Raw genomic sequence first — 24,868 nt, 5'->3', positions numbered from 1 at the left:
ATGTAGCGGTCATAAAAATTGTTCAATTTTAAAATACTTAATTTTTGATTTTTTTTAAATTTTTATAGTTTAGGCATACCACCGGGTAAAAGAAATATTTATGGCGAGCGATCGCTCTCTAAAAATCATTGTTTAATTTGGCAGAATTGAGGTTCTCATAATATAAAGTCGATCGATATAGATGCCAAATTAGTTCTGTACATATTTTTGGTCAGTTTATAATCAAGTTTCTCTATCAATCAGACATAAAATAGTAGAAAAATAAATAGGTACAACAAGTTATATTGGGGTGCATCTCATATTTGCAAAAATACTTTTTTCCTATATATTCCCTGTTGCCTGTGGCCAGATGAGCTGTTGCCTAAAAGCGATAAATTTTTGGCTTTATTCAAGCACCCTTATATTGAACGCTTTAATCATACTCTTCGTCAGTGAATTTCCCATCTTGTTAGGAAGACTTTATCCTTTAAAAAAAAATTGGAAAATCATTTAATATCTATATGAAATTTAATACATTATACAAATTACCAAAAATAATGCTATAGTTTAGATGCGACTTCAGTTATTAAGTGATAATAATGCTTCAGTAATGTTTGCATGCGATTATCGGTATTAAACCAAAATATCTTATTTCTTTTTACCGAAAAATTGTGGTTTAAAGCCTCCCCTTTTAAGGGGATAATAAAAAAAAATTTTCATTATTAGTCAATCCTCTTCCTTTCAAGGAGAGGTAATTATTCATTATTCATTATTCATTATTAATTGTTGAACCTACTCCCTACTCTCAAGGATATTTAACAATAATGCGTGAAAAATGGTATTATTCTGATGCAATGGTCGCCCCAATTTTAGAATATTGCTACATATTTACCGAGAAATTGTGGGTATGCGCCTCCAAAATATTTCTTATGTCAAGCCTCCTGATTGCAGAGGTACTGATAACTGATAACTGTTAACTGATAACTGAAATTACCACGTTGGGAATAGTTCTAATCTTCTTGATATTTAACCACTTTCGGACTACCAAAACTTTTGATACATAGCAGTCGAAAGAAAGGTTAAGGCTTATCAAAAGCTTAAAATTCAGACAAAGTAATATTTTTCCTTTTTCCTTCTTCCTTATTCCCTCTTCCTTCTTACTTCTTCTAATCAGTTATGATAAGATGTCATAGCTATAATCCTAGCTCTACAAATCTGCAATTTCATAGATTTTGAGGCTGTTTGAGCTATTACCAATTACCCATTACCCAATGAATGAATAAAATGCCTAATTCAAATTTTCAACCTTTAGATAATTATTCAGTTGAGTCAGAAGAAAATAAAAATGACCAAATGGAAGTCATAGAATCTTATAATCCTGAAACTAGGGTAATGCTGGAGCGGTTTATTTTAGTATTAATAGCAATTGGATTAATTGTAGGAGCAATCTTATCGGTTGGAGTTGTTTATATTCTTGATAAAACTGGATTTACAACTCCCCCTAGTCAACAACCAATAGATTTAGGAAATTAAAAAGCGACTGCTCTATCTCAATTATTATCTATCTAGATGGCAAACATATTAGTGAGTAGATAAAAACTACCTGAGTAGTCATTTTTTTTGTACTTACCTATGTGATAAAATCTAATCACCTAATAATATTTAAGGATTTAATTATGACAGATTCTCAACAAGTCCCTGTAGATGAAAAATTTGTGCCTTTTCTTCAGAAAGTTCAAACTCAGGCAGGATTACCAGATATTTACGATGCCAGAGATATTAGTGTTATTGTCTTTCGTACAATGCGCGATTTAATGACAACAGAAGCATCTAATCAGGTAGCTTCAGATTTAAGTTCCAGTAGTGAAAAACCAGACCCAGATGAAATAGCAGAACTCTGGAAAGATAATAATCCACTTGTTGCTTTTCTGAGTAAAATTCGACCACCACTTACATTTGATGGTGATACTTTTATTTTCCGAGTTAATCAAGAATCAGGTGTTCCTAAAGGAATAGCACCGGAAACTGTAATTAAAGCTGTTTTTTCTGCGACAAAGGAAGAACTTTCTCCAGAAAGAATTCAAGAAATAGCTAATTTTATGCCAGATAAAGTTAAGGTTATGTGGAACGAAGCTTAGGAGATTAATATTTTTTCCACTCTTTAAAATCACTAGGTTTGTTAGTGCAGCATTTTTTAGGAAAGGAGGAATAAAGAAGGAATAGAAAAGATTTTTTTTGATTTTCAGCACTGCTATAGCTATCCTAGATAGAATATGAACATTAGCTATATATCAAGAGAATTAAGCCTCAGTATTTAGAGCACTAAAATTTGTTCAAAATCTATTTAGGGCAGCTATATATAATAATCTTCAGGTCGCAAAGATTTGCTGATAATTTTAATTAACTTCTTTCTAGCTTTCATCCTTATTCCTGATTTTTAATCATAGTAAATACAAGGATTAAATTTAATCTTATACTCGATCAAAACAAAATCCTGCTAATCACAACAACTATACTTTCCATAAAATAATTTTTGAGATTTTGACTCAGTTAGCCTCCTACGGAGGAACTGTGTTAACAGTTGTATAATGCGGGTCTCAGACCTGCCATAAAGGCGCACTACTAATTTCTTTAAATAAGCGTAGAGGTCTTATACCAATTTGAAAAAAGAATGCTACAAAAAAAAAGCTGAAAATCATGCTTAAAAATAACTTCTCCAATCCGATCAACTACTTATTTCAATATTTACAATATAGCGTTTCTCAAATTAGTTAGATACAGTTGTTTTTCTTTTTTTTCTATCCCCTGTTTCTCGAATTACTACTGCCTACTGCCTACTCCCTACTCCCGCGCAACAAAAGAATTTTGTACCTCACCAATATGAGAATTGCTATATCTGCGAGTGAGAAAATTTTAGACTTAAGGCCAAAAATATAGATTAAGCGGTTGTTTTGCTGGCGCACAACTCCGTTAACGCTGCGCGACATATTTGCGGAGCATGACCTAGGAAAAAGCGGAGCTTCCCCAAGGGTAGGATGGCTTTGATAGCGCACAACTACGTTAACGCGTCTGCGTCCCGTAGGGAATGGTCTCCTCGCCATATCCAATCGACCAAGAGGGACGCAACTACATTTTTTGAATTTAGTATTAAAACAAATGTTAAAAATCTGGATAGAACAATTACATTTTTATTTTTTATCTATCCCAGATTGAATATTAAAAAACTTACTCTCACTCTCCAAAAATTTGGCGGATAACATTGTATAAAATTTAGGATTATGAGGACAGTAATACAAAATTAAAAAAAGGTGCTAATATTCAAAAATAAACCATTAATAATTATCTATTTTGAAAGGAAGAAGATTTACTAAAATAATTTTTTTATTTTATATTGTAGAGCGACAGCTCATGGCAAAGTCAAAGGGAAGTTTTAAACCTTGAATTATTGACAAAATTACCTGCCAAACTATTCAATAATTTGCTTTGATGCCGACTCCTAACTCTCTAACTTCAAGCATAGATACTTATAGATACTCGCCTATTTCTTAATTATTTCTCAGGTTAGACTCAGTTTATCTAGATTTAATTATAAATGTCTGTAATTAATAATTAAATTCAAAAATCTATAAATTGAATTTTATCAAACATCACTATTTTATGACATTTGCTATTACTGTTATACTTGAGTGTAGGAATAACTAATGATTGTTTTCCTAACTCTAAACCAACTATTGAATCAAATACTAATACAAGTGGAGCGATCGCCCAAAACTCTGACCCTAGAAAAAATCTCTGTACTGTTCAACAATTAATAATGAATAATGAATAATGAATAATTACCTCTCTATGAATTGAAGAGGATTGACAAATTCATGAAAATTTTTCTTCACAGGAGTCGATTGGATATGGCTCCGAGACCTCGCCATCCCATCCTAGGTCATGCTGCGCAAACGACCGCTTATTATCCCCTATCCAAGGGGAGGCGCATACCCACAATTTTTCGGTAAAAATTCTTAAACAAACATCTACAAAAAAATAGAATAGCTATCTATGGCACTGACCTCATAACCTACTTTAGTCAAAGTTAATTAGTGCGAGGAAGCAGTAAATACAATTGTTGATGAAAAACTTTATTTAAACTATAGTAAATGAGTACAAAATTTATAAAAAAAATAGAGACGTAGCTATTTTACAAAAGTGGTAATTAATCATTAAAATTAATATCATTACATCAAAATATAATGATGAAAAAATTCAGGAAAATGTAAATATAAAATTCACTTCAATCAATACTTACCTGTTAAAAACAATATATCACAAATTTTTCAAATCCTTATTATTAAATAATAACAATGATTCAGACAGCTTTTACACCTTTCAAAACCAAACTTGATACAACCTTAACTAAGAAAAAAATTACTGTTTTACAAATTAATCTTGGCAAACGTTGTAATCTTGCCTGTACCCATTGTCATGTCGAAGCGAGTCCGAAACGAACAGAAGAACTTTCCCCAGAAATCTGTGAACAATTAATTGAACTAATTAATAGATTTCCTCAAATTCAAACAGTTGACTTGACTGGCGGTGCACCGGAAATGAATTATGGTTTTAAACAATTAGTTAAAGCTGCTAGAACAAATAAAAAAGAAGTGATTGTTCGTTCTAATCTAACAATTTATTTTGTTAAAGGATTTGCAGATATTCCAGAATATTGTGCTGAAAATCAACTGAGAATTGTGGCATCATTGCCTTGTTATTTAGAAGATAATGTCGATAAAATGCGCGGTTATGGCGTTTATAGTGAATCAATTCAGGCATTGCAATGGTTAAACAAATTAGGATATGGAACAGATCAACATCTTATCTTAGATTTAGTTTATAATCCTCCCGTTCCCAATAAAAATAAATTTACCCTTCCTCCTAATCAAAAAAATCTAGAGGAAGATTATCAAAAATATTTAAAAGAAAATTTTAACATCAACTTTAACCAACTTTTTACAATTACCAATTTACCCATAGGTAGAACTAAGCTATATCTGCAAAATAGAAAAATATATCAGCCTTATCTAGATTTTTTGGAGTCAAATTTTAATTCTGAGACTGTAGAAAATTTAATGTGTCGAAATGAATTATCAATTGATTATTTAGGTAATGTCTACGACTGTGACTTTAATCAGATGGAAAATATCCCAGCTAAAACTAACAAAATTGAAAACATTACAGTAGCTAAGTTATTAGAAACTAATAGTTTAGACATAATTGAACAAGTGCAGACAGCAAATTATTGTTACGGTTGTACAGCAGGTTGTGGCTCTAGTTGCAGTGGGTCATTAATATAATTTAGAGCAAGTAAAAAATATAGTTTAAATTAATTCCCAAGCTACTACTAAAGGATTAATTTAGAGATGTTTAATTTCCTGAATTCCCAAATCTATGATAATATCTAAATTAGCAATACTATATATTACTAACTAATATACAAAGCCAGCAAATTATCACAAAAAAATGCTCGAAACATCACTAAACTTATCCCCTACTTCTATGGCAGCAAGCTTTCAGGCACTTTCTGACCCATTACGAATTAAAATATTAGAACTTTTGCGTACACAAGAACTATGTGTGTGTGATATATGCGATCGCCTTCAAGTTTCTCAGTCCAAACTATCTTTTCATCTCAAAAATCTCAAAGAAGCTGCTTTAGTTAAAAGTCGCCAGGATGGTCGTTGGATATATTACAGTCTTAATTTATCTCAACTTGAAAGTTTAGAAAAGTACCTATCAGAATATCAAAAAATTAGCCCCTTACCAGCTCACCTTTGTCTCAATAATGATTAACTGAAATGCCTGATTATTTCAGTTATCAGTTATCAGTTAGCCTCCTATGGTCGGAACTGCGTTAACAATTAGCCTCCTCCGGAGGAGCTACGCTTTTTTCTATAGTCATGCTCCGCAAACATGTCGCGCAGCATTAACGGAGTTGTGCGCTAGCAAAACAGTACCTCTGCAATAAGGATGCTTGACATCAGAAATATTCTCTTTTTTTTTCCTGAAAATGGGATACTTTAGACCACAATTTTTGGCGTTGAGTCGTGGTAATGATTTTGAGATTAACTTTGGGCGCAAAACATAAGTTTTTCAATTTTACCTTCAGCTAATAGACATCTCCAAGAATAAAAAATCAAATCAATTATCCCAATAGATACATCAATTATTTCCCCTCCTGGGAGGGGCGTTGGGGTGGGTTCCCTACTGCCTACTGCCTACTGCCTACTCCCTACTCCCTATGGGTGGAGGAGATGTCTAATTAGGGTTTGCTGAAAAAGTCTTTTTGCTCTTTGTAGGAGACAGGAGACAGGAGTTAGGAGGAATGGGAATTATAGAGGAGGTAGTCAGAAGAATCGTCCCAAGATTGTTATGCCATAATCATTCCGAAATACTTGCTTTTTGAGCTTGAGCGACCGAAAAGCTTGCACTTTTTAAAGGCCAAAAAAAGCTGAAACCACTATCAGTCAATGCTTTGATATTTAATCAGCAAACCCTAATTTTTCAGTAAAATTTGGCAGCTAATCTGAAAATCATGGTAATACTAATATCATCTCCACTTAATTAAAAATCCAAAAAATTCTATCTTCTCCTCATTTTGTCTTCTCTTTTTTCCTTATTTCCCATGATTCATACTAAGTATCATACATGAAAAAAAAATTGATGATTTTGTTCTAATTCCTCCTTTCATCAACAATCTTAAGTAAATCAAATTTAGTATTACAAATATCTAAGCTGATATAATATGACTCCAGTTATAATAAAAATAAACATTATAGATAATACATATAAAATAATACCCTCTAAATTAATCCTCAACAAATAGGTGCTTTAACTAATCTCATAATTTAACTAACATCATATCTTATCTTAATCAGCAGTCGTAAAAATATTTAATCCACTCTATAGCACTATAGTTTATAAAATAGATATCTAGACTATATTTTATTATTCCAAATAATGACTAACCAACAAATAGAACGAAACATTAGACTGTTGCTCGAAACTCGCGAATGTCCAAACTGTTACCTAGAAGGAGCCAGACTCGGAGGTGTAAATCTAGGAGGAGCTAATCTTGGAGAAGCAAAATTACCAGTAGCTAACCTAGCAGGAGCAAAGTTAGGAGGAGCTAATCTCGGAGGAGCTAACCTTGGAGGAGCTTACTTAGGAGGAGCTTATCTTGGAGGGGCTAACTTAGGAGGAGCTTACTTGGAAGGTGCAAATTTAGAAGGAGCTTATCTAGCAGGAGCTAACTTAGGAGGAGCTTATTTGGAAGGTGCAAATTTAGCAGGGGCAAATCTAGAAGGAGCAAATTTAGGAGGAGCAAACCTCGAAGGAGCTAGTATAGAAGGGGCGCTCCTCAGCGGTGCAATTATGCCAGATGGCGGAAGACATGAGTAAGTGCAATTAGGTGAAGTTGAGTAATTCCCATGCTTTTTTCTGTTTAAGTTGACCAAGAGTGTGGAGAATACTTGCTTCATCCTAATTAGATTCAGGATGAATGGCCATTAAAATTATGCGTCCTATATATTTTGTTAAGTGGATGGATAAAAAAGTCCATTCTTACCGAATACCAATACCAGCAATTTTAGCTTCTGGTGCAGCAATTCTGAGTTTATTATTTTTCAGGTACTTAGGAGGATTGCAGCTACTAGAGCTATTTGTATTTGATGGGATGGTCCGTATGGGGCCTGATAACATCTCTGACCCCAGACTATTAATAGTAGAGCTTACTGAAGAAGATATACAGTATTTGGGACAGTGGCCAATATCTGACAAAAATTTAGCAGATGTTTTAGCTTCCCTACAAAAGCATCAACCCAAAGCAATAGGTATAGATATATACCGAGATGTCCCTAAATATCCCGGTTATGCAGAATTAGTAGAACAACTACAGAAACCAAATGTTTTTGGTATTACTTTTATTGGCAATAAAAATGTCAGTACAATATTGCCACCTCCTAGTATCCCAAAGGAAAGAATTGGCTTTAATAATATTCCTTTTGACCCAGATGGTGTAGTTCGTCGCTATTCATTCTTTATTAGTAATGATCAAGAAACAATGGTGGCGTTTGCCTTACATTTAGCTCTTGCTTATCTCCAAGAATATGAAATATTTCCTCAGATAACTGAAAATAATGAATATCAATTAGGTGACGCATTATTTAAAAAATTACAACCTAACTCGGGAGGATATCAACACATCGATGCTCAGGGATATCCAATTTTAATTAATTATCGTAATTCTCAATCTATAGCTCCAAAAATTACGATCAAAGATGTTTTATTAGGTGATTTTGACCCCGAATTAGTTAAAAATAAAATTGTTTTGATTGGTAATACGGCTGCTAGTAGCAACGACTTTTCTTTTACTCCTTACAGTTTTGCTCAGTTAAACTTGTTAAAGTCAAAGATGTCAGGGGTAGAGATTCATGCCCAAGCTACCAGTCAAATTATTAGTGCAGTTCTTAACGATCAAAAGCTATTTTGGTACTGGGATGAATCAACGGAAATACTATGGATTTTCAGTTGGTCAATAGTCAGTGGTGGTATTGCTTGGCATATCAGACGACCTTTAATTTTGCTGCTAATTATTTTTTTAGCTTTAGGAGTTTTAATAGCTATTAGTTATGGCATTTTTATCAAAATGGGATGGATACCTGTAGCAGCACCAATATTAGGAATATTTATGACAAGTGGGGTAGTAATAGTCTACAAAATTCAGGAATCATGGCAACAACAAAATATGGTGATGAAGTTATTAGGTCAACAAACTTCTCCAGAGATTGCTCAAGCTCTTTGGCAGGAACGTTCATATCTGATTAATAGTGGAATTTTACCTCCAAAAACAGTTACAGCAACAATTTTATTTACTGACCTAAAAAACTTTAGCACTATCTCCGAAAAAAAAACTTCAGAAGCTTTAATTAATTGGTTGAATGAATATCTGAGTGCCATGACAGATATTGTCATAAATCATCACGGAATAGTCAACAAATTTACTGGAGATGGAGTTATAGCAGTGTTTGGAATACCAGTACCTCGTACCAGTGTTGAAGAGATTGCTATAGATGCGCAAAATGCAGTTAATTGTGCTTTAGCAATGGGTCAACATCTATCACAATTAAATCAAAAATGGCAAGAACAAAATTCTCCAGAATTAAAAATGCGTGTAGGAATTTATACCGGAACTGTAACAGTTGGTAGTTTAGGTGGAAAAAATCGCTTAGAATATGGAGTAATTGGCGATAGTGTCAATATTGCTTCTCGCTTAGAAAGTTTTGATAAAGAACGTCATCCAGGAATTTGTCGAGTTTTGATTGCTCAGGAAACTTTGGAATATTTAGATAAAAGATTTTCAGTAGAACCCTGGGGCGATTTAAATTTAAAAGGGAAAAAAATACCAGTAAATGTATACTTAGTTACTGGGAAAAACTATTTTTAAATTCACCATAAACAACAAATAATTTGAAACTTTGACTCCTGATCAATTTTGCTATTTTTCTACAACCACAAAAAATATTAAACTATTTTTCCACACTCTAGTGCAGGATGATGGAAATAACTAATCTTTAATTATACCATTTATCAAAAACTTTTCTACATTTTCTTTAGCTGGGGAGTAAGGGAGTAGGGGCACCTGCGAAGTATGCGCAAGCTAACGGCCGTTTGCTTCGCATAACTATGGTTAACACTCGTACAGGACGTTGCATGCAACATCCTTACAGATAAGTAAACATAAGAATAATTAACATTAACTTGACTCAAATTAGTAAAAAGGTGATTCGGCCTGTGTTAATTACTTAATAACTGAACTTTACCTAAGTATAGCGAGTATAGCATTAATGCATGGGAATTCGTATAACCACTTAAAATCAGCTTAAAAAGCTGATTGTACAAGCTTTCTTACCTTCTTCTTCCTGCCTTATTCCTTCTTCCACTAACTAGTTACACAATTCATAAATGGATAACCTATAATAGTAATAAGTAATTAAAACAGTTACCCAAAAAAGGAATTTAGAATATGTATCTACAAAGTTTACGTTTTTCTATTACTCTCAAAACTATGATTTTGACATTATTTTTAGGATTGTTTACTACTTCTTTTCCCCATAGTACATCGGCAAAATCTACTAATTCTCTTAGTTCAACTAATGGTAAAGCAAATACTACTCTAGGTATTTCTCAAAATACCTTAGCAAATTCTGCTACTCCTAGAGTACAAGGTGGTTCAACAGGTACTTATGGTGGAGGATCGCGAGGTGCAAATAATTGTATAGATGAAGGTCAAAAACCTCTAACTCCTCTAATTCCCAAGATAAATCAAAAACAAGAATTAACCCTAGTAACCTTAGCCTCACATCCAACAATTTATATGTATGTGCCAGAAAATACAGCTATAGCTGGAGAATTTATATTGAAAGATTCTAGTCAAAAAATAGTTTATGAAAAGCTACTACCAGTGTCAAATAGTCAGGGCATTATACGTATTAAAATTCCCAACAATCAACCAGAATTAAAAGTAGGTGAAAATTATAACTGGACATTCTCTTTGAGCTGCGAAGGAAGTGGTCATGGAACTGTTGTCCAAAGCTCAATTAAAAGAGTTAATCCCAACCCAAATTTGACACAAGAACTACAGCAAACATCAGAGAGCGACCGCTGGTTAATTTATTCTGACACAGGTATATGGCACGAAAAACTGGATGCCTTAGCAGAAAAAATTAGTTTGAATCCGAACGATAACAAACTTAAATCAGAATGGCAAAATCTGCTTAATTCAGTAGGTTTAAATGATGTAGCTACAGAGCCATTAACTTCAACTAATTAGCAAGTTAATTTGAAGACTCGAATTAGTCATATCACCTACACTACTTAACAAATAAGGTATGGATAAAAATAACTATTTTAGAATGACTAGAAAAATGTAGCAATCCTGTTTCAGTTGCGGGTAAAAATATCTTTTGATTTAGAGAACACCGGAGCTGGGAATAGAGGTAAAAGTTTCAGAGTTTTTATATATCCTTAGATTTTTTACAAATGATTTCTAATTGCTATATCTGTTAGAAAAGTAGGCATAACATCTAAACTTGAATTAAATCCTCTTTCTCGGAGTCATTCAATTTTAAATGTTTACCAAACATCTCTATTGATCAAGCAGCTCAGTTAAAAATGAGTATTAGATATATCTCAGAAACCCTCAAAAAAATTATCCCAAAATACCCCATAGTCAGAATCAATGTTAAATGAAAATTAGATAAAAATCTGATAAGACTACGATGAAAATAAAGGTTTGTACCTCTATATACGAGTATCATATACATTAATACTAAGATTATTGTAAATGTCGTATATACTAATAGATGAATCACCTAGAACAAGAAACAGAAAAAAAGCAAAAATCAAACAAACTACTCAAACCACTCTTAATCGTTTTTGTAGTTGCAACTCTCCTAGTTATTGCTCATAAATTTAACGCTCAACAACTCTTGATAAATTCCCTAGATTGGATCAAAACTATTGGCCCTTGGGGTCCCATAGCTTTTATCATTATTTATATCCTGGCCACAGTTTTCTTTCTTCCAGGCTCACTACTTACTCTAGGTGCAGGTCTATTATTTGGCCCTATTTTTGGTTCCATCTACGTTTCCATCAGTTCAACTATAGGTGCAACTTGTGCCTTCCTAGTTGGTCGTTATCTAGCACGAGGTTGGGTTTCTAAACAGATAGAAGGAAATGAAAACTTTAAGGCCATTGATGAAGCAGTAGCTGACGAAGGATGGAAAATTGTTGGACTAACTCGCTTATCTCCTATTTTTCCTTTTAACCTACTAAACTATGCTTTTGGCGTAACTCAAGTATCTTTACGAGACTATTTTTTCGCTTCTTGGATTGGGATGATGCCAGGAACAGTAATGTATGTATATCTTGGTTCCCTAGCTGGCAGTTTGGCAACTTTGGGCACAGAAGGAGGGACGCGTACCACAGCAGAATGGATTCTTTATGGAATAGGTCTAATAGCTACAGTTGCTGTAACCGTTTATGTGACAAAAATTGCTAGAAAAGCTCTACAAAAGAAAATTTCCTAATTTTTTGCTCCATAGTGCAAGCAAGAAAAACTCACCTTATACTGACATTTAGGAAATTAAGACAGGAAAAATTTGATGGCCGTTAAGAAAAATACAAAATACAAAAAATTTCTAGCGCCATTGGTCAGCAACTTTTTAATTTACCTAAATAACACGGGAGCATGAAAGCCATCGTCTTTTAAGCGATGGATGAAAAGCGAGGAGTCGGATTTTAATCCGATGTATTTTATTTGACCGAAAAGCCACGTTGAAGGCCCCCGTGTTTGAACCGAGGGGATGAAAACAAGGTAGTCGTTTGGACTAGACAACTAAAGTTTTCCTCTGTTACTATGAGCAACAATAAGTTTTCGTTCCGCCCGTTTCAAATGTACTCTTGTCAGCAAGTTTTAGTTGCTCAAAATTCTGAATTAATTGCTATCTTAACATTCTTATGTGAACAGTCTCACAAGCTAACTAACATGGGAATATATTATGGTCGGCAATTATTTTTTAAGTCTCACAAAACTCTGGGCAAGTATGACTTGGAAAAGCTTTACAAAAAGAACTATCATTACAAAGTTTTATATTCGCTCTTCAGCACAACAAATATTGAGAACTATAGCTGAATCATTTAGGTCTTCAGGATGGTCTCATTATTGCCTATAATGAAGAAAAAATATCAGAAAGACCAAGGATTCCTAACTACAGAAAAAAAGGGGGAATAGCTACAGTAAATTACCCCAAGCAAGCATTAAAACTTAAAGATAATCTTCTTAGAGTACCACGCTTAGAATACCTGTAATATAGAATCCGGGTAATTAGTTATCGTATTACTGAGGAGTAATGAGTAATGAGTAAGGAGTAAGGAGTAAGGAGTAAGAAAGGAAATGAAAATGCATAAATTTTTAAATTCGTATTCATGCTTAACATATTTTAGTTGAGAAAGTAATTTGGCGATTACTGTATAACCTGATTTTATATGATGGGGTGATTGAATAATGAACATATACTATATAACCGGATTCTATATAAACGCTGGTTTGGAGTAGATAGCTTTTTAATTCCAATGCCTAGTATAAGAGCATTTTCTACTCTCAAAGAACTGAGAATATTACCGATAAATAGATGTTTTACCCAAGAATTTATCTATGCAAAAGAAGTAGTAGTTAAACCTCAATTAAATCAAGAAAATGTATTAGGAATAGACCATGGTATAAATAATTGGTTGACCTGTGTATCAAATGTAGGTACAAGCGCGGGTTGTAGATGGGAAACAGATAAAATCAATGAATCGTTGGTACAACAAACAAGTATCAACTATTAAAGAAGATCAACCGACTGAATTTTGGTCAAATAAACTAGCTGCAATTACAGAAAAGCGTAACCACCAAATCCGATTTGGGTATAAATAAAGCAGCCAAAATAGTCATTAATCATTGCGCACAAAAATTCTATTGGTACAATTGTATTTGGTTGGAATAAAGGTCAGAAAAATCAAATAGAATTAGGAAAAAAAAGTAATTCTGAGTTTGTACCAATTCCTACAGCGAGACTCAAAGAAAGAATAGCTCAGTTGTGCGATGAATATGGAATAATATTTATAGAAACCGAAGAAAGTTATACTTGTAGGGGCGAATGGCCATTCGCCCCTACATTTTTAGATGGTGACAATCTACCTAATTATGGTGAGAAACTCGGTGCTGGTGCTCGGACTCAGGTTCCGAGCAAGGAAGCACCGACCCTACGGGCCAATGATTGGAAACCGTCAGGAAAAAGAATAAAGCGATGCAGCGCCGCCAAAGGGGGTTTCCCTCATGAGCGACTGCATCAAGACAGCGTGGTTTGTATAGAAGTAGTAATAATTGGTTAATTAATGCAGACTGTAATGGAGCTGCAAATATCATCACAAAAGTAAGCAGAAAGCTAAGTAGGGGCGATTCGCGTTTGCGGAGCATTCCGTAGGAAATCGCCCCTACTTAAGCCAACTGTGTAGGGGCACCGCGGAAATTGTCCCCAAAGAGTATATCTTTGGTCAGCGCTCGAAGAAACGGAGCAACACCGATAAATCCGTGTTGCGTAGTATCTGCTTAGAATCCCCGTGACTTGAGTCCGGGGAGCAGTCAATATAATTGTTACTATATACCACTAAAAACATGAGTGCTGACCACTTTTTTCATTGTAATTAGTTGAATTATAAATGGCTATAATTTATGACTCTCAAAGCTATTTTGTTCGATTTTAATGGTGTAATTATTAATGATGAATTTCTCCATGAAAAATTAATAGAACAAGTATTAATTGATGAAAATTTGCTACTTAGACCAGGGGAGTACAACCAATTCTGTTTAGGAAGAAGCGATCGTGCTTGTTTAGAAGGAATACTTACAGAAAGAGGTAGATATATTAATGAGGGGTACTTAGACCAGTTAATTAAACGTAAAGCTATAGCTTATCAACAACAATTAGAAAGTCTTGAAGAGTTACCAATTTATTCAGATACGATAGATTTTATTTCTCAGGTCGCTCAAGCTAATCTCAAAATGGCTGTAGTTAGTGGCGCTCTTCGATCCGAAGTAGAATTAGTCTTAAATAAAACTAATTTAATTGATTTTTTTAAGACAATTATTGCTGGAGATGATGTAAAAGCTAGTAAGCCAAAACCCGATGCTTATTTGTTGGCTGTAAATATTCTAAATCAACAATATCCAGACATGGATCTACAGCCTTCAGAATGTTTAGCAATAGAGGATACTTTTGCCGGAATTGAAGCAGCTAAACTCGCAGGAATTTCTGTAGTTGGTGTCGCTCATACTTATCCTTTTCATATGCTCCAGCGTTTGGCCAACTGGTGTGTAGATTATCTATCAGACCTTGAATTGGACAGAATACAAAAAGTTTATCAACAAATTAATTCTTAGATATTTGTATATTAGACATCTGCGAATAAAGAATAGACTTTTTGCAGAAGTAGGGAACAGCCAACAGGGAACAGCGGTGCGACCCCGTGACTACCTTAGTTTTGGCTCCTCTGGAAGAGGCTCGCGACAAGTGGTCAGACCCCGCGGGGTGCGACAGACGCAAGCGGTCGGACGGGGGCGAGGTCTCCTTGCCATGGGAATGCCGACCAACAGAGGCAATAGGGAATAAAATTTCTGAAAAAAAACACAAAAAATGATCTATATGTGTAATTTCCACTCCTATGTCTATTAGATATTTGTATATAAGAATACTGTTTTTTATACGAAAGAAAGTATAATTTAAATCGCTAAAAATATGTAAATCAACTTGCAATAGATTAGGTGATTAATGTAGTAGAACTGACGAGTTCAAGAATGCGCGAATTTAGAATGCGCGAATTTAGAATTACCTCTTCTTTTCAAGGAGAGGATTGGGTTAAAAGGAATTTTTTTCTTCACAGGAGTCGATTGGATATGCCTCCGAGACCTCGCCATCCCTAGACCGCTTTTTTCTCCATGAATGGAGAGGCTTTATACCTTAATTTTTTGGTAAATATTTTTTTGTTTGTTCCCTATCCGGCCTCCCCATCTTCTCTACTTCCTACTCTCTAAAACCATCAATATATGTACTTAATCAACTAAGAAACTGCTGTAACTTTAATTTTTGTTCCGATAAAATAGCCATGAAACCTTTTGAGTCCCATCAAAAAGAAGTAAAGAACAACATCGGTTTGTAAAGATATTGGTAATAATTGTAACTTATTGTGTTTAACTGCTTCTGATATTAGTAAATTTCAGTTACTATTAACTAAATATAAAATAATAGTTAAGAAAGCATAAGATTGGGAATATATGTGCTCTAGGCTACGTCCTGGTTACTAACTAGCCTGTACCAATCTGCCAAAAAGATGATTATTTATACTTATATGGAGATTCTATGACTCCCACAATGTTGCGTCAGGTTTGGTCTTTAATCGAAAACTCCCAAGCTACAACCTTAATATCCCTAGATGATGCTACCCTAGTTCAGTGGTTAATCAAACAGTTGAAAACTAGAAATTCCCTAAATGGCAGGGAAGCAGATTTAATTAACGAATATATCCAGTCTCGGTTGTCTTTAATTAGAGATTTAGCTGAAGAACGTTTGGGCAGCGAACCTTCACCATCAGTATAATAAATGTTGTACATAAATATAGATATAGATATAGCTAAAAAAGAATTGCTTAGGACATAGACTAATGACGAATCTTAGACTAGAGAGCTGATTTGTAAACTTAACTAAAACCCTTATTTAATCTAACTCTCAGGGATTTAGGATTATTGGACTATAACTCCCAAAAGCCTTGTCTTGTAAGGAATTTAGCCTCTTAATATTGACTTGATAAATCAGCTCAGAAAGTATTTTTTCAACTGTTCCCTATTCCCTATTCCTTGCTCCCTGTTATAGAAAAAAATGTCGAAAATATTTATTTGAAGTCCTTCAGAAGCGATCGCCAAGTTAAACGTTATGGTAGTTTTGAATAGGTTATTTTTCCCAGATCAAAAAAATCATAATTAACTATGAAAAAGTGCTTATCTCTGCTAATAGCAACTGTGTTGATGGTACTACCATTAACAGCCTGTGAAGAAGAAAGTCAACAAGCCACCAGTCGTCTGGATATAGTAAAAGAGCGTGGTAAATTAAACTGTGGGGTAGAAGGAGCTATACCAGGATTTAGCTTTGTAGACCAAAATGGCAATTACTCGGGAATAGATGTGGATATCTGCAAGGCAGTAGCAGCAGCTTTATTTAATGATCCAAATGCTGTAGAATATCGTAACCTAGATTCAACTGAGCGTTTCACAGCTCTTAATGGTGGAGAAGTAGATATGCTTTCTCGAAACACTACTTGGACAGTAAGTCGGGATACCACCGTAGGTCTAGAGTTTGCCCCCACAACATTTTATGATGGTCAAGGGATGATGGTCCGTGCTGATAGTGGGATTACATCTTTAGAGGGTTTGCAAGGCAAATCAATTTGTGTTGAAGCAGGTACAACAACAGAACTAAACTTAACAGATAATCTCCGTAAACGAAACATCGAAGCTGAGACATTAACATTTCAACAAGCAGACCCAGCTTATGCTGCTTATGCAGAAGGACGTTGTGATGGGATGACTTCCGATAAATCTCAGTTATTGGGTCGTCGTAGTACTTTACCTAATCCAGATACTCATACTATCCTAGCTGTTACTATGTCCAAGGAACCTTTAGGTCCTGTGACGAAAAATAATGATTCAGCTTGGTTTGACGTGGTTAAGTGGGTAACTTACGCTTTAATTGAAGCAGAAGAGTTAGGTATTACCCAAGCAAATGTAGATGACCTAAAGCAAAATTCTGAGGACCCTACAATCAAACGCTTTTTAGGAGTAGAGGGAGACCTGGGCGAAGGTTTGGGTTTGAGTAATGATTTTGCTTATAGAGTAATTAAGCAAGTAGGCAACTATGGTGAAGTTTATGACCGTAACTTAGGAACACAATCTCAATTTAAGTTACCTCGCGGTCAAAATAATTTATGGACAAATGGTGGGTTACTTTATTCTCCGCCATTCCGTTAAAAATTAACAGCTTTATAGATTTGGGAATTAATCTACACCTTTTCCCAAATCTTTATAGTAGAAGAAAGAAGAAAGAAGAAAGAAGGAAGAAGGAAGAAGGAAAAAGGAAGAAGGAATTTAGGGATTTTCCACAGAAAGTCTTGAGCAAATAATTAATATTTAAAGCTGATCTAGGAATATGCCACGGGATATATTCCTAGGAGGAAAAAAAAGAAAAAAAAACGACAAAAAGACTTTTTTCGCCAACTAGCTTGCAGTATTGAACGCTCAAAAAAAAACTGAAATTCTGAGTATAAATTAATTAGCAATCGCTCCAAGAAATCATATAGCAGAAGGAAGAAGGAACAAGGAATAAGGAAGAAGGAATTTAGGGATTTTCCACAGAAAGTCTTGAGCAAATAATTAATATTTAAAGTTTATCTAGGAATATGCCACGGGATGTCCTCCTAGGATAGAAAAAAAAGAAAAAAAACTGACAAAAAGACTTTTTCACGAAATTCCCTTGCAGTATTGAACGCTCAAAAAAAAACTGAAATACTGAAATACTGTATAAATTAATTAGCGATCGCTCCAAGAAATCATATAGCAGAAGGAAGAAGGAACAAGGAAGAAGGAAGAAGGAATTTAGGGATTTTCCACAGAAAGTCTTGAGCAAATAATTAATATTTAAAGTTTATCTAGGAATATGCCACGGGATGTCCTCCTAGGATAGAAAAAAAAGAAAAAAAACCGACAAAAAGACTTTTTCAGGAAATTCCCTTGCAGTATTGAACGCTCAAAAAAAACTGAAATTCTGTATAAATTAATTAGCGATCACTCCAATACATTCGATACATTCAATAATTAATAATTATAGTCATTTAACTTTAGATTGAGACAAAGCTTTCTTGCTCTGAGGAAGTTTCAGACGAAAGAACGTCTCATTTTTAAGTTCAACAACTATAATAATTAATAATTACCTCTCAAAAGAAAACGGAATTGATTGACTAAAAGGAAAATTTTTTCTTCACAGGAGTCGATTGGATATGGCGAGGAGACCTCGCCATCCCATCCTACGGAATGCTCCGCAAACGACCGCTTTTTTCTCCTTTATCCTTAGGACTTACGCATCTACGCTATATATAGCGCTCAAAACTATTGGCCAATAGTTACTGGACTCTATAAATAGTGCCTTTGCGAAGGAAGGACTTTGCTTTGTCTGAGTTTTAAGCTTTTGATATGTCTTAACTTTTCCTTCGACTGCTATATATAGCATCCAGATAATTAGCGATCGTACTCCGACAAAAAGACTTTTTTAGCAAACTCGCTTGCAGTATTGAAAACCCAAAAAAAGCTGAAATTCTGTATAAATTAATTAGCGATCGCTCCAAGACATCATATAGCAGAAGGAAAAATGAACAAGGAAAAATGAAGAAGGAATTTAGGGATTTTCTACAGAAAGTCTTGAGCAAATAATTAATATTTAAAGTTTATCTAGGAATATGCCACGGGATATATTCCTAGGAGGAAAAAAAAGAAAAAAAAACGACAAAAAGACTTTTTTCGCCAACTAGCTTGCAGTATTGAACGCTCAAAAAAAAACTGAAATACTGAAATACTGTATAGATTAATTAGCGATCGCTCCAAGAAATCATATAGCAGAAGGAAGAAGGAACAAGGAAGAAGGAAGAAGGAATTTAGGGATTTTCCACAGAAAGTCTTGAGCAAATAATTAATATTTAAAGTTTATCTAGGAATATGCCACGGGATATATTCCTAGGATAGAAAAAAAAGAAAAAAAACCGACAAAAAGACTTTTTCAGGAAATTCCCTTGCAGTATTGAACGCTCAAAAAAAACTGAAATTCTGTATAAATTAATTAGTGATCGCTCCAATATATCCGATACATTCAATAATTAATAATTATAGTCATTTAACTTTAGATTGAGACAAAGCTTTCTTGCTCTGAGGAAGTTTCAGACGAAAGAACGTCTCATTTTTAAGTTAAACAACTATAATAATTAATAATTACCTCTCAAAAGAAAACGGAATTGATTGACTAAAAGGAAAATTTTTTCTTTTTTCTCCTTTATCCTTAGGACTTACGCATATACGCTATATATAGCGCTCAAAACTATTGGCCAATAGTTATTGGACTCTATAAATAGTGCCTTTGCGTAAGTCCTGTATCCTTTAAAGGAGAGGCTTTAAACCTTAATTATTCGGTAAATGAAAAGTTCTTAGCAGGAGAGTGAAAAGAAATTATGCAAAAATGGGTATATTTGCTATTGACAATTTTGCTATTTTCCACATACTTGACAGGTTGTGAAAATTCCCAATCTGAACCAACCCCACCAGGAAAAAGTCGTTTAGATGTTGTAAAAAATCGTGGCAAACTACATTGTGGTGTAGAAGGCAACATGGGAGGATTTAGCTTTGTAGACCAAAATGGCAACTATTCCGGAATAGATGTGGATATTTGCAAGGCAGTAGCAGCAGCTTTATTTAACGATCCAAATGCTGTAGAATATCGCAACCTAGATTCAACTGAGCGTTTCACAGCTCTCAATGGTGGAGAAGTAGATATGCTTTCTCGTAACACAGCTTGGACAGTAAGTCGAGATACCACCGTTGGTCTAGAATTTGCCCCCACAACATTTTATGATGCTCAAAGCATAATGGTCCGTGCTAATAGTGGGATTAATTCTTTAGAGGACTTGCAAGACAAATCAATTTGTGTCGAAGCAGGCACAACAACAGAACTAAATTTAACAGACAATCTCCGTCAAAGAAATATTCAAGCTGAGACATTAACATTTCAACAAGCAGATCCAGCTTATGCCGCTTATGCAGAAGGACGTTGTGATGGGATGACTTCCGATAAATCTCAGTTGTTGAGTCGTCGTCAAACTTTCCCTAATCCCGAACAACATATTATTTTAAATACTACCCTTTCAAAAGAACCTTTGAGTCCTGTAACAGTAAATAATGATTCAGCTTGGTTTGATGTAATTAAATGGGTAATTTATGCTTTGATAGAAGCTGAAGAATTAGGTATTACTCAAGCAAATGTAGACGAGAATAAAAATTCTGATGACCCAACAATAAGACGTTTTTTAGGAGTAGAAGGAAATCTTGGTGAAGGTCTAGGTTTAAGTAATGATTTTGCCTATCGTGTAATTAAACAAGTAGGAAACTATGGTGAAGTTTATGACCGAAACTTAGGTAAAAATTCTCCATTTAAACTACCTCGCGGTCAAAATAATTTGTGGACTAATGGCGGTCTACTTTATTCACCACCCTTTCGCTGAAAATTTTAAATTTTAAACAATAATACCATTTTCAAAAAATATTGCTACATTGGCTATTCAAGGTATTAGGTGTTAGGTGTTAGGTGCTAGGTGGTAGGTGGTAGGTATAAGAAATAAACAGTGAAGATTTTTCAATTCCGTTAAGCATCTATATTTTACTGTAACAATCTTTCTTGAATTTGGTATAAAAATGATTGACCAGGAAAATCAAAAAATTCCGCTATGGCGAGATGAAAGATTTTGGCGTATTGCCTTACAAGTCATCGCTATAGTCATTTTTATTACGGTTGTAGCTATAATGATTAGCAATCTTAACCGTAATTTAGTACAACAAGGTACAAAATTTGGATTTAGTTTCCTAAGTAACGAAGCTGGATTTAGTATTAGTGAAAGTCTCATTCCCTACAAAGCAAAAGATCCCTATACTCAAGTATTATTAGCAGGTTTTATTAATTCCCTACGAGTAATGATTTTGGGAATTTTCTTCACAACAATAGTCGGAATATTAGCAGGAATTACTAGCTTTTCCGAAAACTGGTTACTGCGAAATTTGAATCGAGTTTATGTAGAAGTTGTCAGAAATACCCCTCTACTATTACAGTTATTTTTCTGGTATTTTGCAGTTTTTTTCACTCTTCCCAAACCAGAAGAAAAATTAGAATTACCAGGACCAATATTTATGAGCAAACGAGGAATATCTATTCCTTGGCCGGAAAATACTCAGAATGTTTGGTTATGGTTAATAGTATTAGTTGTGGGAGCGATCGCTACTATATTTATTTGGCAGTGGCGAAATAAGTTAATGACGGAAAAAGCTACTTCTGGTCAACCTCAACTTATAGCTATAATTAGTATTGGAATTATTGGATTATTAATTATTATATTTGCTCTTGGTTGGCAAGCACCTATAGCAACAGAAACAGGTGGAACAGAAGGGGGATTAAATTTAACATTAGAACTGTCTGCTTTACTAGTAGGATTAGTATTTTATACAGGTGCATTTATTGCTGAAATTGTTCGTTCCGGCATTCAAGCAGTACCAAAAGGACAATGGGAAGCAGCCAGGTCTTTAGGATTAAAATCAAGTTTAGTAATGAGATTGGTGATTTTTCCCCAAGCATTAAGGGTAATGATTCCACCATTAAATAGCCAATATATGAACTTAGCAAAAAACTCTAGTTTAGCAATAGCTATTGGTTATCCAGATTTATATTCCGTTGCTAATACTACTTATAATCAAACAGGTCGTCCAGTAGAAGTATTTATCCTCATTATGGCAGTTTATCTTTTGATAAATTTGATAATTTCATTGTCTATGAATTTCTTAAATAAAAGCGTTCAACTCAAAGAAAGATAACAAAACAATGAATAATGAATAATGAATAATGAATAATGAATAATGAATAATGAATAATAAATAATTATTAATTAGGGTTTGCTGAATAAAGTCTTTTGCTAGGGGTAGAAGTCAGGAGTCAGAAATCAGGAAAAATAGGAATTATAAATGTAGGTAGTCGGAAAAGTTTTCCCTTAATTTTTCTGCCATAATCGTCCCGAAACAATAGCTTTATGCAGCTTTTTCCACCGAAAAACTCATACTTTTTTAGACAAAAAAATGCTACAACCAATATCAGTCAATGCTTTGATATTACCGAAATATTTTAGTTTAAAGCCTCCCCTTTTAAGGGGATAATAAATAAAAATTTTCCTTTTAGTCAATCCTCTTCTTTTCAAGTAGAGGTAATTCTAAATTCTAAATTCTAAATTCTAAATTCTTGAAATCAGCAAGCCCTAATTAATAATTACTGAATAATTAATAATTATTAATTAAATAATTTTGGTTTAAAGCCTCCCCTTGATCGGGGAAAAAAGCGGTCGATATTCTGAGTTCCCCGAAGGGTGGGATGGATGGGTTTCCTAACCATATCCAATCGATCAAGAGAATAAATAATATTTCCTTATTTTCAATTCCGTAACGGTTTTAACCAGAGGTAATTATCAATTATCCATTATCCATTAATGAACTCTCCTTACGTCACAAAAATAATGGCAATGCACCACTACCGAAAAATCCTCCCATCTCCCTAACTCCTCCACTCCCCTTGAGGGTTTTGGACTGAAAACCAGGCAGTTTTTTCAACCCTAAAAAGGCTTTAGCCAATATCAGTCAATGCTTTGATATTCGATAATTCAGCAATTAACAATTAACAATTAATAATTAATAATTACCTCTTCTTAAAACGGATAGGATTGACTAAAATGATTTTTTTTATTTTATCCCCTATCCAAGGGTAAGCTTCAAGGCGTGAATTGTTGAATTAATAATTAGGGCTTGCTGAAAAAGTCTTTTGGTGAGGGCAGAATCCAGAATTCATAATTCAGGAGGAATGGAAATTATAGAACAGGTCGTCAAAATATCATCCCTTGATTTTCTGCCCCTATCTTGTCCAAAATCCTAACTTTTTGACCATAAAGAGCTGACTCCCAGGTACTTTTTCATAACCTAAAAAGGCTAAAACCAATATCAGTCAAAGCTTTCATATTTAATCAGCAAGCCCTAATTATTAACTATCAACTCTTAATTATTAATTATTAATTATTAATTATTAATTATTCAGCAAACCCTAATTATATGAAAACAATTAATACTCATAAATCATCAGCACCCCCATTTCAGGAAAATAATCCTATAGAATGGCTCAGACAAAATTTTTTTAGTACCTGGTACAACACCTTATTAACTATTATCTTACTCAGCATTATTACCAAGGGAATAACAGGTTTTATTTCTTGGGCAATAACTCAAGCAGAATGGGAAGTCATCAAAGTTAATTTGCCATTATTAATGGTAGGTAGATATCCTAAAGACCAATATTGGCGCATCTGGTTAATAGTTAGCATAATTTCTAGCTTATCGGGTTTTTCTTGGGGAATTATTGCCAGAAACTCAGCCACATTATTTTCCCAACCAGTATTAATTTTTCTAGCTGTTATACCTGCCATATTGTTATTAATTCCAGTAACAACCCCATTCAAACTCTTACTAATAGGAATAGTTATTTTAGTTATTAATACTGCTTGGGCAGGAAAAAAATTAGGCATAAAAATTACAAATATAGGTAAATACATATCTTTGCCTTGGTTTATAGCCTTTCTCTTAACTATCTGGTTAATCGGAGGAGGATTAGGTTTAAAATCTGTACCTACAAACGACTGGGGAGGTTTAATGTTAACTATATTAATGGCTATAGTTAGCATTTTTCTATCTTTCCCTCTAGGAATTTTATTAGCTTTAGGCAGACAAAGTAAATTACCAGTAATCAAAATCTTTTCTATTGGTTATATAGAAATTATCCGAGGATTACCTTTAATATCAATCTTATTTATGGGGCAAATAATGATTCCCCTATTTCTGCCAGATGGAATGCGACCAGATAGAATTTTACGAGCAATATTAGGATTAACTTTATTTAGTTCAGCTTATCTAGCAGAAAATATTAGAGGTGGTTTACAATCCATACCTAGAGGTCAAACAGAAGCAGCAAAAGCATTAGGTTTTAATACTCCATTGGCATTAGGATTAATTGTGTTACCTCAAGCATTAAAAGTTGCTATTCCCTCAATTGTAGGTCAGTTTATTAGTCTATTTCAGGATACAACTTTATTATCAATTGTCGGATTATCAGAATTGTTACGCATGAGTCGTTCAATCTTAGCTCAACCACAATTTTTAGGAGATTATGCAGAAGTTTATTTATTTAACGGCATACTTTTTTGGATTATTTGTTATGCCATGTCAATTGGTAGTCGGCAGTTAGAAAAAAAATTGAATACCGATAATTAGGATTTGCTCAAAAAGTCTTTTAGTAGGGGTAGGAGAAAGGAGACAGGAGATAGGAGATAGGAGATAGGAGATAGGAGAAATGGGAATGAG

The 24,868-nt window shown here is 34.1% G+C and carries 19 protein-coding genes and 1 pseudogene; 19 read left to right on the top strand and 1 reads right to left on the bottom strand.

Features of this window, described 5'->3' with window-relative positions:
- Positions 1–399: 399 nt before the first annotated feature.
- The 18 genes and pseudogenes from F6K23_RS22045 to F6K23_RS21960 all read left to right on the top strand — a co-directional run.
- Positions 400–504: pseudogene (locus F6K23_RS22045) on the top strand (IS1 family transposase); the annotation flags it as partial.
- Positions 505–1,263: 759 nt separating this feature from the next.
- Positions 1,264–1,512, top strand: a complete 249-nt coding sequence (locus F6K23_RS22040; protein ID WP_293159826.1) for a hypothetical protein — start codon at positions 1,264–1,266, stop codon at positions 1,510–1,512.
- A gap of 143 nt (positions 1,513–1,655) precedes the next feature.
- Positions 1,656–2,117 carry a DUF2267 domain-containing protein gene (locus tag F6K23_RS22035; protein ID WP_293159824.1) on the top strand — a complete coding sequence of 154 codons (462 nt, stop codon included), beginning with the start codon at positions 1,656–1,658 and terminating at the stop codon, positions 2,115–2,117.
- A 1,526-nt stretch (positions 2,118–3,643) separates the two neighbouring features.
- Positions 3,644–3,808 (top strand): hypothetical protein, encoded by a 165-nt coding sequence (locus F6K23_RS22030; protein ID WP_293159822.1) that lies wholly within the window; start codon positions 3,644–3,646, stop codon positions 3,806–3,808.
- A gap of 523 nt (positions 3,809–4,331) precedes the next feature.
- Entirely contained in the window at positions 4,332–5,318 is a 987-nt protein-coding gene (arsS, locus tag F6K23_RS22025) for an arsenosugar biosynthesis radical SAM (seleno)protein ArsS (protein ID WP_293159820.1), read from the top strand.
- A 166-nt stretch (positions 5,319–5,484) separates the two neighbouring features.
- Positions 5,485–5,814, top strand: a complete 330-nt coding sequence (locus tag F6K23_RS22020) for a helix-turn-helix transcriptional regulator (protein WP_293159818.1) — start codon at positions 5,485–5,487, stop codon at positions 5,812–5,814.
- Between the two features lie 1,167 nt (positions 5,815–6,981).
- A complete protein-coding gene (locus F6K23_RS22015) occupies positions 6,982–7,422 on the top strand; it encodes a pentapeptide repeat-containing protein (RefSeq protein ID WP_293159816.1) in 441 nt (146 codons plus the stop codon).
- Between the two features lie 100 nt (positions 7,423–7,522).
- The gene (locus F6K23_RS22010; protein ID WP_293159814.1) at positions 7,523–9,466 is read left to right on the top strand and encodes an adenylate/guanylate cyclase domain-containing protein; all 1,944 of its coding nucleotides are present in this window, start codon (positions 7,523–7,525) and stop codon (positions 9,464–9,466) included.
- A gap of 579 nt (positions 9,467–10,045) precedes the next feature.
- Positions 10,046–10,852 carry a DUF928 domain-containing protein gene (locus tag F6K23_RS22005; RefSeq protein ID WP_293159813.1) on the top strand — a complete coding sequence of 269 codons (807 nt, stop codon included), beginning with the start codon at positions 10,046–10,048 and terminating at the stop codon, positions 10,850–10,852.
- A 532-nt stretch (positions 10,853–11,384) separates the two neighbouring features.
- Positions 11,385–12,110, top strand: a complete 726-nt coding sequence (locus F6K23_RS22000) for a TVP38/TMEM64 family protein (protein ID WP_293159812.1) — start codon at positions 11,385–11,387, stop codon at positions 12,108–12,110.
- Between the two features lie 1,045 nt (positions 12,111–13,155).
- Complete coding sequence (locus F6K23_RS21995) at positions 13,156–13,413, top strand: hypothetical protein (RefSeq protein ID WP_293159810.1); 258 nt, start codon at positions 13,156–13,158, stop codon at positions 13,411–13,413.
- A gap of 249 nt (positions 13,414–13,662) precedes the next feature.
- Entirely contained in the window at positions 13,663–13,959 is a 297-nt protein-coding gene (locus F6K23_RS21990; RefSeq protein ID WP_293159808.1) for a hypothetical protein, read from the top strand.
- 340 nt (positions 13,960–14,299) lie between these two features.
- The gene (locus F6K23_RS21985; protein WP_293159806.1) at positions 14,300–15,007 is read left to right on the top strand and encodes an HAD family phosphatase; all 708 of its coding nucleotides are present in this window, start codon (positions 14,300–14,302) and stop codon (positions 15,005–15,007) included.
- Positions 15,008–15,983: 976 nt separating this feature from the next.
- Positions 15,984–16,220 (top strand): hypothetical protein, encoded by a 237-nt coding sequence (locus tag F6K23_RS21980; RefSeq protein ID WP_293076083.1) that lies wholly within the window; start codon positions 15,984–15,986, stop codon positions 16,218–16,220.
- A gap of 386 nt (positions 16,221–16,606) precedes the next feature.
- Positions 16,607–17,644, top strand: a complete 1,038-nt coding sequence (locus F6K23_RS21975) for an amino acid ABC transporter substrate-binding protein (RefSeq protein ID WP_293159804.1) — start codon at positions 16,607–16,609, stop codon at positions 17,642–17,644.
- Positions 17,602–17,796, top strand: coding sequence for a hypothetical protein (locus F6K23_RS21970; RefSeq protein WP_293159909.1), 195 nt, complete (start codon positions 17,602–17,604; stop codon positions 17,794–17,796). The genes F6K23_RS21975 and F6K23_RS21970 overlap by 43 nt, the downstream gene beginning before the upstream one ends.
- A 2,091-nt stretch (positions 17,797–19,887) precedes the next feature.
- A complete protein-coding gene (locus F6K23_RS21965) occupies positions 19,888–20,934 on the top strand; it encodes an amino acid ABC transporter substrate-binding protein (RefSeq protein ID WP_293159802.1) in 1,047 nt (348 codons plus the stop codon).
- Positions 20,935–21,124: 190 nt separating this feature from the next.
- Entirely contained in the window at positions 21,125–22,291 is a 1,167-nt protein-coding gene (locus tag F6K23_RS21960) for an amino acid ABC transporter permease (RefSeq protein ID WP_293159800.1), read from the top strand.
- Between the two features lie 678 nt (positions 22,292–22,969).
- Here F6K23_RS21960 and F6K23_RS21955 read toward each other — a convergent pair.
- A complete protein-coding gene (locus F6K23_RS21955; protein WP_293159798.1) occupies positions 22,970–23,095 on the bottom strand; it encodes a hypothetical protein in 126 nt (41 codons plus the stop codon).
- Positions 23,096–23,566: 471 nt separating this feature from the next.
- Between F6K23_RS21955 and F6K23_RS21950 the strand changes: the two genes are divergently transcribed.
- Positions 23,567–24,778: an amino acid ABC transporter permease gene (locus F6K23_RS21950; RefSeq protein ID WP_293159796.1), complete on the top strand. Its 1,212-nt coding sequence runs from the start codon at positions 23,567–23,569 to the stop codon at positions 24,776–24,778.
- Positions 24,779–24,868: the final 90 nt, after the last annotated feature.

It is taken from the genome of Okeania sp. SIO2C9 (genome assembly GCF_010672455.1).
GTDB lineage: Bacteria > Cyanobacteriota > Cyanobacteriia > Cyanobacteriales > Microcoleaceae > Okeania.
The sequence above is the reverse complement of the archived record's forward strand: the minus strand, read 5'-3'. Positions and strand labels throughout refer to the sequence as shown.